The 12,249-nt window shown below is 60.8% G+C and carries 10 protein-coding genes; 6 read left to right on the forward strand and 4 right to left on the reverse strand.

What is annotated here, in order from left to right; translation table 11 throughout:
* Position 1: 1 nt before the first annotated feature.
* From A2I95_RS11650 to A2I95_RS11660, 3 genes are all read right to left on the reverse strand, one after another.
* Positions 2-1,051, reverse strand: a complete 1,050-nt coding sequence (locus A2I95_RS11650; protein WP_291729920.1) for a methyltransferase domain-containing protein — start codon at positions 1,049-1,051, stop codon at positions 2-4.
* A gap of 287 nt (positions 1,052-1,338) precedes the next feature.
* Positions 1,339-2,460: a hypothetical protein gene (locus A2I95_RS11655; RefSeq protein WP_291729921.1), complete on the reverse strand. Its 1,122-nt coding sequence runs from the start codon at positions 2,458-2,460 to the stop codon at positions 1,339-1,341.
* Between the two features lie 10 nt (positions 2,461-2,470).
* Complete coding sequence (locus A2I95_RS11660; RefSeq protein ID WP_291729922.1) at positions 2,471-3,250, reverse strand: SDR family oxidoreductase; 780 nt, start codon at positions 3,248-3,250, stop codon at positions 2,471-2,473.
* A 204-nt stretch (positions 3,251-3,454) separates the two neighbouring features.
* On the opposite strand from A2I95_RS11660, the gene A2I95_RS11665 reads away from it, so the two are divergent.
* The 3 genes from A2I95_RS11665 (at position 3,455) to A2I95_RS11675 (ending at position 6,892) form a co-directional block, all read left to right on the forward strand.
* Positions 3,455-4,468 carry a Hint domain-containing protein gene (locus A2I95_RS11665; RefSeq protein ID WP_291729923.1) on the forward strand — a complete coding sequence of 338 codons (1,014 nt, stop codon included), beginning with the start codon at positions 3,455-3,457 and terminating at the stop codon, positions 4,466-4,468.
* Positions 4,469-4,617: 149 nt separating this feature from the next.
* Positions 4,618-6,420, forward strand: a complete 1,803-nt coding sequence (locus A2I95_RS11670) for a CHASE domain-containing protein (RefSeq protein WP_291729924.1) — start codon at positions 4,618-4,620, stop codon at positions 6,418-6,420.
* 16 nt (positions 6,421-6,436) lie between these two features.
* Positions 6,437-6,892, forward strand: a complete 456-nt coding sequence (locus A2I95_RS11675) for a response regulator (RefSeq protein ID WP_291729925.1) — start codon at positions 6,437-6,439, stop codon at positions 6,890-6,892.
* Between the two features lie 116 nt (positions 6,893-7,008).
* Here the strand turns inward: A2I95_RS11675 and A2I95_RS11680 are convergent, their stop codons facing one another.
* On the reverse strand, positions 7,009-8,616 hold the full coding sequence (locus A2I95_RS11680) for a PAS domain-containing sensor histidine kinase (protein ID WP_291729926.1): 1,608 nt from the start codon (positions 8,614-8,616) through the stop codon (positions 7,009-7,011).
* Between the two features lie 198 nt (positions 8,617-8,814).
* Between A2I95_RS11680 and A2I95_RS11685 the strand changes: the two genes are divergently transcribed.
* From A2I95_RS11685 to A2I95_RS11695, 3 genes are read left to right on the forward strand one after another with little or no spacing between them, the layout of a single operon-like run.
* Positions 8,815-10,422: a peptide chain release factor 3 gene (locus tag A2I95_RS11685; protein WP_291729927.1), complete on the forward strand. Its 1,608-nt coding sequence runs from the start codon at positions 8,815-8,817 to the stop codon at positions 10,420-10,422.
* A gap of 42 nt (positions 10,423-10,464) precedes the next feature.
* On the forward strand, positions 10,465-11,220 hold the full coding sequence (locus A2I95_RS11690; RefSeq protein WP_291729928.1) for a hypothetical protein: 756 nt from the start codon (positions 10,465-10,467) through the stop codon (positions 11,218-11,220).
* Positions 11,210-12,154 (forward strand): glycosyltransferase family 2 protein, encoded by a 945-nt coding sequence (locus A2I95_RS11695; protein WP_291729929.1) that lies wholly within the window; start codon positions 11,210-11,212, stop codon positions 12,152-12,154. Before A2I95_RS11690 ends, A2I95_RS11695 begins: the two co-directional genes overlap by 11 nt.
* Positions 12,155-12,249: the final 95 nt, after the last annotated feature.

Below are 12,249 nucleotides of genomic sequence, written 5' to 3' on the forward strand. Positions count from 1 at the left end.
TCTAGCAGCAGCCCGGCGCAGCACCGTCCTGCTCCAGCCCGTTGAAGGGGGAATTGCCGCCGCAGCCGGCAAAGATCCCGTAATGTGTATCGAAATTGCCGATGAAATCGAAATGCGGCGCCAGACGGCTGTCCTGCAGCATCATCCAGGTGTTGCCGCAAACCGGAAACACCTTGCCCGTCTCGATCACGTGGTGATCATCCAGCGCAAAGACATGCGGTGCGTGTTCAATGGTCCCTTTGTAGATCACCGCTTGACCGTAATCCTCGCAGGCCGGTTCCAGAGCGGGCAATTTGAACAGCCGGTACGTCGCCGACAGGAAATTCAGCGGTTGCACCCGCTGTTCCAGCGCCGGATTCTCGATGGTCAGCAGTCGAGACGTCACCATCCGCGGGTCCTTGAACCCCGATGCCTTGGCAATCGACAGAAAGTCGTTCCAATAAAGCGCCCCGGACAGGCATTCGCCGTAGAGCACCTCATCCTCCGCCATTGCCTGCGGCACCCGGCGGTCCGCATAAACATCCGAGAAATACATCTCGCCGCCCTCTTTCAGCAGATGATACGCCCCGCGCAGCACCGCGCCCTTGTCGGTGGCCAGGTTGATCACGCAATTGGAAACAATGATGTCGAACGAGCCCGGCTCCAGACCCAGTTCCTCCAGCTGCTCAATGTAGCCGTGGTGGAACTCCGCATTGGATTTGGCATAGCCGAAGGCCTCGGCGTGGTAGTCCTGATGACGCCGCGCCACCTCCAGCTGGGCCGGGGTCATGTCGACGCCCACCACCTTGCCATGCTCGCCCACCAGCGCCGACAGCGCATAGACATCGCGGCCCGCGCCGCAGCCGAGGTCGAGAATTTTCGCACCTTCCAGCGCCTCCGGCGCAATCAGGCCGCAGCCGTAATAGCGGGTCAGCACCTCGTCATGGATTTTCGACAGAACCGCCTTCACATGGTCCGGCATGTCATCCGGCGTGCAGCAGGCGTTGGTCTGGAGGTCGTCGCTGCCCTGCAGCACCTCGCCGTAATAATTCTGCACGTTTTCATGTTTCATGGGGCCGCCTTTCCTGATGGTTCCACGCCAATGGGATACCGAGGCGCAGGCATCCCGGCAATCCGGGCGGCGGGTGGCCTGACGCAACTGTGATGGAGCGTGCGAACCAGTGCTGCAGTCAGCCGCAGGTCTCAATTGGGGAACGTGGATCAAACACTACCGACTGGCCCGGCGGCACGCCGGGCAGCGCCCGACCCTCCCCACGGGAGGGCGCTTCGCACCCGCCCAGGGGCGGGCGCTGCCCTCAGTTCATTGTTCCCGGCCTGCGAAAAGGCAGGTCAATTGACCTACCCCTCCGGCAGCAACTCAAACGCCGCCTCAGCCCGCACCTTGCCGTTCACCATCAGCTCGATCCGGTGCGGCCCCGGCACCAGCTTGAAGGTCGTCGCATTGCCCTTCAGCTTGTGCTTCTTGCCCAGCTCCAGCGTGCCGCCAGTGATCTTCGCCTGTTTCAGCTTGAACACCTTGGCCGAGGCCTTGCCGCCAGGGCGCTGAAAATGCAGGATATAATCCACCAGAACCGGCGCGCCCGCCGCCCCCTCCAGCCGGCAGGAGAAATCCAAGGCTTCGCCGATGCGCACCCGGTCCGGCGCCTGAATCAACGCCTGCAGCGCCAGATCCGGATCAAAACCCAGCATCGCCATCGCCCGCGGATGCCCCGCCTTGACCAGTCCGCGCAAGGCGTGCGAGGTCATCCAGTCCAGCTCCTTGCGGTCCTGCACCCCGGCCTCGCGCCAGCCCTCCAGCCGGTCCATCACCAGATCCGGATCCTTCTTGGCAATGTCGTTCAGATGGTTGGCAACCGAGCGGGTGACATAGCGGGTGCCGTCCCCGTGCAAACGGTCCACCAATGGCAGCGGCTCTGCCAGCTGCAGCCCGACCGCCTCGCCCCAGGGCAGCCGCGGCCGCGTGCCCTCGCTCACCAGCCGCCGCACATGATAGCTGGAATGCCCGGCCCAGGCCTGCATCCGCGCCAGCACTTCGGCAGGCCAGCGGTTCAGAAAAGGGCGGATCGCCCATTCCATGGAAAACCGCTGGGTGATTTCCTCCAGCAGGTCCAGCGACAGATCCCGGTGCGCCTCAACGCCGCGCGTAGCGACGTACTCCCCCAAGGGGGCAAAGATGAAATCGCCGAAGTCATCGTCCGTTTTGTCCGGGTCCAGCGGCGGCGGCAGCGCCTTCAGCAGGACCGGCGCGGCCTCCGGCAAGGCTTCGGGCAGATGGCCTGCCAGCACCTCAGCAATCAGCGTGATCCGCTGCTTCAGCTCCAGCGCCGGCAGCTCCGCCATGACCTGCGCTTCGAACGTATCTGCATCAAACCCAGGTTCAGCCGCGGAAAAAAGGCCCGCCAGGTAGCGGACCTTATCGCGGTTGAACAGCTGGTCCTTCAGGGAGAAACCGCTGGCCATGCTGCGCTCCTTACATCGTGGTGTTGGTGGCGCCGCCGTCCAGCAGGATGTTCTGCCCGACCATGAAGCCCGCGTGCTGCGAGCACATGAAGGCACAGGTGGCGCCGAATTCAGCCCGCGTGCCGTAACGCCCCGCCGGGATGGTTGCGCAGCGCTGCGCCTTGGCTTCCTCGGGCGTGATCCCCTGCGCCTTGGCCGCGCCGCCGTCCAGCGACACGGCGCGGTCGGTGGCATGAATGCCCGGCTGCAGGTTGTTGATGACGACACCCCGGCCCGCCACCTGCCGCGCGGTGCCCGCGACGTAACCGGTCAGGCCCGCGCGCGCTGCGTTCGACAGCCCCAGCACCGGGATCGGCGATTTGACCGACACCGAAGTGATATTGACCACCCGGCCCCAGCCGCGGTCGATCATGCCCGGCACCAGCGCCTTGATCAGCGCGATCGGGGTCAGCATGTTGGCGTCCAGCGCGCTGATGAAATCCTCACGGTCCCAGTCGGTCCACATGCCCGGCGGCGGCCCGCCCGCATTGGTGACCAGAATGTCCACGCCCTCAGCCGCATCCAGCACCTGTTGCTGCCCCTCCGGCGTGGTCACATCGGCGGCAACCGTTACCACATCGACGCCATACTGATCGCGGATCGCCTGCGCCGAAGCCTCCAGCGCCTCCGCCCCGCGGGCGTTCATCACCAGGTTCACCCCGGCCTCCGCCAGCGCCTCGGCGCAGCCCAGACCCAGCCCCTTGCTGCTGGCACAGACCAGCGCGCGCTTGCCTGAAATACCCAGATCCATTGTCGTCCTCCCTCGGGAATCTCCACCGTTCGCGCGGAGCTTGCACCGCCCGGACGCCGATGGCCAGCCCCGCGCGCCCTGCCCCAAACGTTAACCCGCCGGAAAATCAGCCCCTTCCGGACCCCTTTCCGCCACATTCTCACGGCAAATCTATTGGACGGGCTGCCCTGCGCACCCACATATGGACTCGAACAGCCGCCGCCCATGGGACAGACATTGACTGCCAGCCTCTCCTCCGTCCAGGCCTACCCGGCCGAACGCTTCCGCGTCGAATACGGCGCCAACATGGGCGACCCGCTGGGGGTGCTCGAGGATCTGGTGCTGGACGACATCTACATGCTTGCCCTGGCCCAGCCGCCGCGGCGGCTGGGCATCGCCGCCCACCATGACGGCAGCTTCCGCATCGCCGATGACACCGCTCTTGGCACCCCCGGCGCCGCGCTGCATCTCGACTGCCTCTTGACCCTGATGCCCGACAGCGGCCCCAACACCGAGACCCTGGTGATGGTCGAGGCCGACGCCGAGGGCTATATCGCCGTCATCTACCTGGTGCCGCTGGCGCCATTGCAGCCGCAGATGCCCTATACCCTGGTCAAGGCCGAACGAGAGCCGGCCCGGCGCAAACTGGCGCAGTCGGCCTGCGTCTCCTTTACCCGCGGCACCCGCATCACCCTGGCCACCGGCGCGCAGTGCCCGATCGAGGACATGCGCGCAGGCGACCGCGTCCTGACCCGCGACGACGGCATCCAGCAGGTGCGCTGGGTCGGCCAGTCTACCTTACGCGCCGTTGGCGACCTCGCCCCGATCCTGATCCGCAAGGGTGCGCTCAACAACGCCAACGACCTGATCGTCAGCCCCGCCCACCGCCTCATGGTCTACCAGCGCAGCGACGAGATCGGCGCCGGCGCCCCCGAAATCCTGGTCCGCGCCCGCGACCTGGTGAACGGCGATACTGTGGTGGTCCTGGACGGCGGCTTTGCCGACTATTTCCAGATCCTGTTCGACCGCCACCACATCATCTATGCCGAGGGGATAGCAGCTGAGAGCACCTTCCTTGATCCTGTGACACGCCCGGCTCTGCCGGAAGAATTCTGGTCCCTGCGCCCCGGCACCCTGCCCGCGCAGCACATGCGCGGCGCCCATGGCCTGGATGTAAGCCGGTCGCTGCTGGACAGACCCGACGCGGTAGGTCTGCTGAAACGGGCCTCGCTGCGGTAGCGGCCCTCTGCTTCGCGATTGCCTGGCACAGGCAATCGCAGCCAGGATTGCACCGACTGAACCTCACACAACCCAAGTGCGAATTTATCAATTGTTAAGGGCTGCAGAAGCAGAGTAAACCGGACGCATAGCGGGTTGTGAGTACACTGATGAAGACGTTTCTCAATCTTTACCAATGGCGCCGTTTCTTTCAGAACAGCCACCTCTCGCTGATCCATGCGCTGGTCATTGTCCTGTCGCTGACGATGACCATCGGCGCCTGGCTTTATGCCAGTGCACAGACGCAAAGCCGTGTCGAAAACGCCTTTAACGCAGCCCGCGACCAGGCCGCCGGCTTAATTGCAGCCCGTATGGAAAAATACGAGGACGCCCTGTGGGCTGGTGTATCCGCCATCCAGTCCAACGATGGCGACATGAGTTACGAGCAGTGGAAAACCTTCGCGCACTCCTTGCGTGTTGATGAAAGGTATCCGGGAATAAACGGGATCGGCGTCATCCATCATGTGGCTCCTTCGCAACTTGACGACTACCTGCAGACCCGGCGCGAGGAACGGCCGGATTTTTCAGTCTACCCGGCTCATGGCAACAGCATTTATTTGCCAATCTCGTTCATTGAACCGGAAAATTTGAATGCTGCAGCAGTGGGTTTGGATGTCGCCCATGAACTCAACCGGCGGGATGCCGCATTGGCCAGCCGTTCAACAGGCGAAGCCAGGATTACCGGTCCCATTGTTCTTGTGCAGGACGAAAGCAGCACGCCGGGTTTCCTGTTCTACGCCCCCTTTTATTCCGGAGGAGACGCTGACAGCCAATCAGAGCGCGAGAAGCGCTTTGACGGGATGGTCTATGCGCCGTTCGTAGTCCGGAAGCTGATGGCCGGATTGCTGTCCAAGGAGCTGAGGAATGTGCGGTTCAGCATCAGCGACCAAGGAGAGCGGATCTATGATGAGCATGATCCGGCAGATCCCCAATTTGATCCTGCTCCCAAATTTGCAGAGAAGGTGTTGCTGGAAGTTTACGGCAGGAAATGGACCATTGATATCCGCACCAACCTTGGGTTCCGCCAGGCAAATTCCTATTCTCAGCCGACGCTGATACTGATTGCCGGCCTGGTGATCGAAGCCCTGGTCATTTCGCTTCTGTTTTTCATGAGCCGGTCAAACCAGCAAGCCCGGGCTTATGCGGAAAGGGTTACAGCCGACCTGAAGGAGGAGACCGCGAAGCTGGCCAAGGCCAACGCGGAACTGGAGCAGTTTGTCTACATCACGTCCCATGACTTAAAGACGCCGGTTCGCGGCATCAGCACGCTGACTGAGATGATCCAGGAAGATCTGGAAGACTATTTTCAATCCGCGAATGCAGACCCCGAGGTTGCCGCCAATCTGGCGCGGATCACTGAACGCGTGGGCCGGATGAACGATCTGACCCAAGGTGTGATGGAATTCTCGCGCATCGGAAAACACGGGGAAGCTGAACAGGCACTCAACCTTGGCGAGGTGATTGAAACACTGATATCGGACTTCGGCCTTTCCGAAGGTCAGCTTGAGCGGCTAGGAGACGTGGAAACCATTGCCACGGACACATTCAACTTCCGCCGCGTCCTGGAAAACCTTGTTGGAAATGCGGTTAAGTACCATCCCGCACCGGACACCGCGAAGATATCCATCAGTATTGTGGACGCAGGCGACCGGTATGACATATCGGTCAGGGACGATGGTGACGGCATTGCGCCGGAGTTCCACACGAAGATTTTCGAAGTCTTTCAAACTCTGCGGCGCCCGAACCAGGCTGAGAGCACTGGCATTGGCTTGGCTATTGTGAAAAAAACGGTCGAACAGCATGGGTTTGAGGTCGAGTTGAAATCCGAGGTTGGACACGGCGCTGAATTCAGGTTTAGCTGGCCGAGCAATGGGGCTGAACACTCCTCTGCAAATAAAGAGAAAGCCGCCTGACGTGGAGAGCACGAAAATGAATATCCTTCTGGTCGAGGACAATGACCTGGATGCGCTTATCTTGGAGCGCACACTGAAGAAACTCTCCCCTTCTGCAAAAATTGTCCGGGCATGCGACGGGCTGGAAGCGCTGGAAATCCTGACCACCGACAAGCTGCAGGACATTCCGCACCCTTTTTTCATTCTGCTGGACATCAACATGCCGCGCATGAACGGGCATGAGTTTCTGGACGCCCTGAGGGCAAAGGAAGAGATTTCCAGTAACATCGTATTCATGTTCACGACCTCCGAAAATCCAAAAGACATATCGCGGGCCTACGCCCGAAACGTGAGCGGCTACATTGTAAAGCCGATCTCTTCAGCCGGTACACGGAAGGTATTGGGCGCGTTGCAGGATTTGTGGGATATCTGCACACCTCCTATCTGCGCAATGCCTAGTCCGGACGCACCGGACCTTCGGCAGGACAGCTGAATGTCTTCTGCCGCGGACGCTCGGCCTCATGGCGTGCCCTTCCCCTCACTGCCCCAAATGCTGGTGGTCCGGCCCAAGAAATAGCGCGCCGGCTCCTTTGCTGTACTGCAGCCCGCCTAACGCAGGATCCGCGCCAAAAGCTCGGCCTTGCGAAAGGGTTTGGACAGGAAATCGTTCATCCCCGCGGCCATGCAAGCCTCCACGTCGCTCGGCTGCGCATTGGCTGTCAGCGCAATGATCGGGCATTCCGGCAGCGCGGCGCCCTGCTCATACTGGCGGATTTTCCGGGTGGCTTCGAGCCCGCCCAGGACGGGCATCGACAGATCCATCAGAATCAGGTCGCAGCCAGCAGATATGTATGCCTCAAAAGCGAGCTGCCCGTTCACCGCAAACTGCAGGTCAGCGCCAGTGGGTTTCAGCATCTTCTTGACGACCAGCTGGTTGGTCTTGTTGTCCTCGGCAACAAGGATCCTCATCCCCTTCAAGGCCTCTGCCGGCAGCTCCAACGGGGTGCTTGCGGCCTGTGTGTTCAACGCCATTCTTTGATCCTGGACGCGGGGGGCGCCGTCTTCCTGGCTGGCGGCGCAATCCTTTGCATCCACCTGTTGCAAATCCAGATGGACCGTAAAGACCGCCCCCTGCCCGGGCGCCGATGCCACGTCGATCCTGCCGCCCATCCGCTCAACCAGCGCCCGGGTGATCGCCAGCCCCAGGCCGGTCCCCTCTACCACCCTAGTGGTTTGGCGGTTGACCTGTTCGAACGCAGAAAAAATCTGTTCGATCTGCGACGGATCAATCCCTGGGCCGGTGTCGCTGACCGAGATGCGCAGCGGCAGTTTCGCAGCGCCAGGGTCATAGGATGCACTGACGGTGACATGCCCGGCGCCGGTGAACTTGATCGCATTACCCAGCAGGTTCATCAGGATTTGCCGGATCTTGCTGGCGTCACCGACAAACTCCCACGGAGCGTCCGCCGGGTAATCGGTGCGAAGATCGAGCCCCTTGTAGGCCGCCTTTGCCCACAGCAGGGTTCCCACATCCTGGACAAGGTCCAACAGGGAAAACGGCGCATCCCGCAATGAGATCTTGTCCGCCTGAATTTTGGAAAAATCCAGAACATCGTTGATCACGCTCAGCAAGGCGGTGGCCGAATTGAAAATCGTGTCCGCGAACAAAGCCTGCTGGTCATCAAGTTCGGTTTCTTTCAGCAATTCACACATCCCGAGTATGCCGTTCATCGGGGTTCTGATTTCGTGGCTCATATTGGCCAGAAAACGCTCTTTTGCCTGGCTTGCCTCCTCCGCCTTGTCCAAGGCCAGCCGGGTGAGTTCCAAAGCCTCGTCCCGCTCGCGCTCAGATGTGATATCAGTGGAGGAGCCAACGAGGTAGACCAGCCTGCCATCATCATTGAAGACAGGCCGCAATGTCGTGCTGAGGTACTTTGTTTCCTGAACAGCCGGAAGGACGATGTCGTAGGTGGCTTCCCTGCCTGCGGCTATGACGTCAAGGTGATGGTTCAAGGCGCGGCGGCCAGTCGCCCCGCCATAAAGCTCAAGCGCGGTTTTACCGGAAAAATCGCCGAACCCGAGCTTGGTGAATTCCCGCGCCTTTGCATTCATCGCCACATAGCGCGGAAGGCCGTCGCCTCCCACTTTCAGGACGATCACTGCAATTTCAACCGAGTCCAGAACTTCAAAATGATCGGAAAATTCATTCTGTTGCACGTGTTGTTCCTGCAGTGGCAAAGTTTTCAAATCCGGTTGCCCGCATTCATTCAAATAGACTTACAAGATATTCGTTAGCGAAACATAGGCAAACCGGAATTTGGGTCTGCCCGCTGACCTTCTGTTGACCAGCGGCTTGTCCGGCGGCGGCCCCTGTTTTCCTTGCCACGCTTGCGGATTGTGGATACAGCCACCCCCATGTTGGACACCGCTTCGAACCACCCCGAACTGCCGCCCGAAATTGCCCGGCGCCGGACCTTTGCGATCATTTCGCACCCGGACGCCGGCAAGACCACGCTGACTGAAAAATTCCTGCTGTATGGCGGTGCGATTCAGATGGCCGGGCAGGTGCGCGCCAAGGGCGAGGCGCGGCGCACGCGGTCGGACTTCATGCAGATGGAAAAGGACCGCGGGATCTCGGTTTCGGCTTCGGCAATGTCGTTTGATTTCAGCGGCTTCCGGTTCAACCTGGTGGACACGCCCGGCCACAGCGATTTCTCCGAGGACACCTATCGCACCCTGACAGCGGTGGATGCAGCGGTGATGGTGATCGACGGCGCCAAAGGCGTGGAAAGCCAGACCCAGAAGCTGTTTGAAGTCTGCCGTCTGCGTGATCTGCCGATCCTGACCTTCTGTAACAAGATGGACCGCGAAAGCCGGGACACCTTTGAGATCATTGATGAAATCCAGCAGAACCTGGCCATTGACGTGACACCAGCCAGCTGGCCGATCGGCGTGGGCCGTGAATTCATCGGCTGTTATGATATGCTGCGCGACCGGCTGGAACTTATGGACCGCGCCGACCGCAACAAGGTTGCGGAAAGCATTGAGATCAACGGCTTGGATGACCCCAAACTGGCTGAACATGTGCCGGAACACCTGCTGGAACAGCTGTTGGAAGAGGTCGAGATGGCCCGCGAGCTGCTGCCGGCCTTGGATCCGCAATCAGTGCTCGAAGGCCACATGACCCCGATCTGGTTCGGTTCGGCGATCAACTCGTTCGGTGTGAAGGAGCTGATGGACGGTATCGGCGCCTATGGCCCCGAACCGCAGCCGCAATCCGCCCAGCCCCGCCAGGTGGCGCCGGAAGAAAAAAAGGTCGCGGGTTTCGTTTTCAAGGTCCAGGCCAATATGGACCCCAAGCACCGTGACCGGGTGGCCTTTGTCCGCATGGCGTCGGGGCACTTCAAACGCGGCATGAAACTGACCCATGTGCGCACCAAGAAGCCGATGGCGATTTCCAACCCGGTGCTGTTCCTGGCCTCTGACCGCGAACTGGCGGAAGAAGCCTGGGCCGGCGATATCATCGGCATTCCGAACCACGGCCAGCTGCGTATTGGCGATACCCTGACCGAGGGCGAAGCGATCCGGGTGACCGGCATCCCGTCGTTTGCTCCGGAATTGCTGCAAGGTGTGCGGGCGGGCGATCCGATGAAGGCCAAGCATCTGGAAAAGGCGCTGATGCAGTTTGCCGAAGAAGGGGCTGCCAAGGTGTTCAAGCCCTCGATCGGCTCCGGCTTCATCGTCGGCGTTGTCGGCCAGTTGCAGTTCGAGGTTCTGGCCTCACGGATTGAGATGGAATACGGACTGCCGGTACGGTTTGAGGCCAGCCAGTTCACCTCGGCCCGCTGGGTCAGCGGTGACCGAGCGGCGGTGGACAAGTTCACAAACGCCAACAAGCAGCACATCGCCCATGATCACGACGGCGATGTTGTGTACCTGACGCGGCTGCAATGGGACATCGACCGGGTGGTGCGCGACTATCCGGACTTGAAACTGACCGCGACCAAGGAAATGATGGTCTGACAGAAACGCCGCATTTTTGAAAACAGCGCATTGAAGCTCGCCATGGATCTGGATCAAGAGAACTACCCTGGCGGTTTTTTTGCGCTGATGCGGCGGCTGGAGACGCGCGAAACGCCTTTTGACGATCCGCTGTCGGTGCTCCCGCCACCGGACGTTGATCTGAATGCACCTAAGGCAACGTTGGTTTCCTGCGCACCTGACATGAACGGCGTGCAGGAAAACCGCAGGAATGCGTCGCGCAAACAGGCAGTTATACGCGCTGAGTTTCTCGGCCAGTCTGAACTTTGGGCGCTTCATGCAGTTTGCATTGCCATTCTGCGCAGGCGCGCCGCCCCGCCGCAAGCGCGGCAGTTGTTTCTGCGGATCTGGTCGGAACAGGGCGACGCGCTGGCTCGCGAACTGCCAGTGCGCTGGATGATATCGGCAGCGGCCACATTTGCCGATCATGGGGAAACCCTGGACCAGCGCTTGGGCGGACAGGGGCTGATGCTGCTGTTCGACCTGATCAAGCTGCACGACAGTGAGCGCCGTCAGAGTGGATGGAAAAACAGCGTTGGCTTTCCCTGGACCCGCGGCGGTTCAAAGCCGGATGATTTGGGTTTTGGTTTGGAACCCTATTCGCTGCCAAACGGGGATTTGGACAGGAACATGCTGGCCCTGCTGTGGCGCTATGCCGAGAATGACGCGGTTCTTCGGCCTTTGGGAACACGCATGCTGCAGATGGTCATGGCCGACCCTCGCAGCATCTTCGCCCGCATTCAACGCTACAAGGTCAGGCCCGCTTCTGATGAGCAGTGAGCAGATCAAATGGGGCATCGTCAGCACCATCAAAGCAGACGCAAGCGATATCCTGACCTTTGCGGCCCATTACCTTGAGGCCGGGGCGCACAGGCTGTTTCTGTATCTGGACGCTCCCTGCCCGGACGCTTTCCCGCATTTGAAAGCACACCCGAAGATCCGGATCACCGAATGTAACGAGACTTACTGGCGGCGGATGGGCAGACGGCCGGTCAAGCACCAGGTGCGGCAATCGGCAAACGCCAGCCGCGCCTATCATCGTCAGGCCGGGGATGTGGACTGGCTGTTGCATTGTGACGTCGACGAATTTCTGTGGTCTGCTGAATCCGTTGCCACCCGGCTGGCTGCGCTGCCGTCTGACGTCTGCTGTGCCCGGGCGCGCCCGGTTGAAGTGCTGGCGGGCGGCGACGGCACGGCTTTCAAAGGATGCGTCCCGGCCGCTGGCCAGGACGCCCGCGCGGCGCGGCTGTACCCGCAGTTCGGCAAGCATCTCAAGGGTGGCTTTCTGAGCCATGTCCAAGGCAAGCTGTTCACCCGTACCGGCATCGACGGCCTGGAGATTCGGATTCACAATGTATTGCAGGGCAGCGGCACGAACCCTGGCCAGGCCGAACTGGACGGCATGGATTTGTGCCATTTCCATGCCGCAGACTGGCACAACTGGATCAGCCACTACCGGTACCGGCTGCAAAAAGGCTCTTACCGGGCCGGGCTTGCCCCCTTCCGGCCCCGTAGCACTGGGGGAATCACTGTGCATGAGCTGCTAAGCGCCATCGAAGCTAACCAGGGCGAAGCCGGTTTGCGCATCTTTTTTGACGAAGTTTGCGCCGACAGCCCAAGCCTGCGGGACCGCCTGCGGGCTGAGGGGCTGCTAAAGATCCGAAAACTGGATTTGGCCTCAAAACGGCGGAAACACTTTCCGGAATTCGTCTGAATTGTCTCTCTGTTACAAAGGACCGGGACAAAAGCACTGCAAATTCCGGCATTAATTGACGATCGCACGGGATTTTGCTATGCCGCCCACGAGCC

Source organism: Leisingera sp. F5, from assembly GCF_001593695.1.

Excerpts from the sequence above, each read along its gene's own strand:
- A2I95_RS11650 (WP_291729920.1), bottom strand. The coding sequence starts at position 1,051 with ATGAAACATGAAAACGTGCAGAATTATTACGGCGAGGTGCTGCAGGGC.
- A2I95_RS11655 (WP_291729921.1), bottom strand. The coding sequence starts at position 2,460 with ATGGCCAGCGGTTTCTCCCTGAAGGACCAGCTGTTCAACCGCGATAAG.
- A2I95_RS11660 (WP_291729922.1), bottom strand. The coding sequence starts at position 3,250 with ATGGATCTGGGTATTTCAGGCAAGCGCGCGCTGGTCTGTGCCAGCAGC.
- A2I95_RS11665 (WP_291729923.1), top strand. The coding sequence starts at position 3,455 with ATGGGACAGACATTGACTGCCAGCCTCTCCTCCGTCCAGGCCTACCCG.
- A2I95_RS11670 (WP_291729924.1), top strand. The coding sequence starts at position 4,618 with ATGAAGACGTTTCTCAATCTTTACCAATGGCGCCGTTTCTTTCAGAAC.
- A2I95_RS11675 (WP_291729925.1), top strand. The coding sequence starts at position 6,437 with ATGAATATCCTTCTGGTCGAGGACAATGACCTGGATGCGCTTATCTTG.
- A2I95_RS11685 (WP_291729927.1), top strand. The coding sequence starts at position 8,815 with ATGTTGGACACCGCTTCGAACCACCCCGAACTGCCGCCCGAAATTGCC.
- A2I95_RS11690 (WP_291729928.1), top strand. The coding sequence starts at position 10,465 with ATGGATCTGGATCAAGAGAACTACCCTGGCGGTTTTTTTGCGCTGATG.
- A2I95_RS11695 (WP_291729929.1), top strand. The coding sequence starts at position 11,210 with ATGAGCAGTGAGCAGATCAAATGGGGCATCGTCAGCACCATCAAAGCA.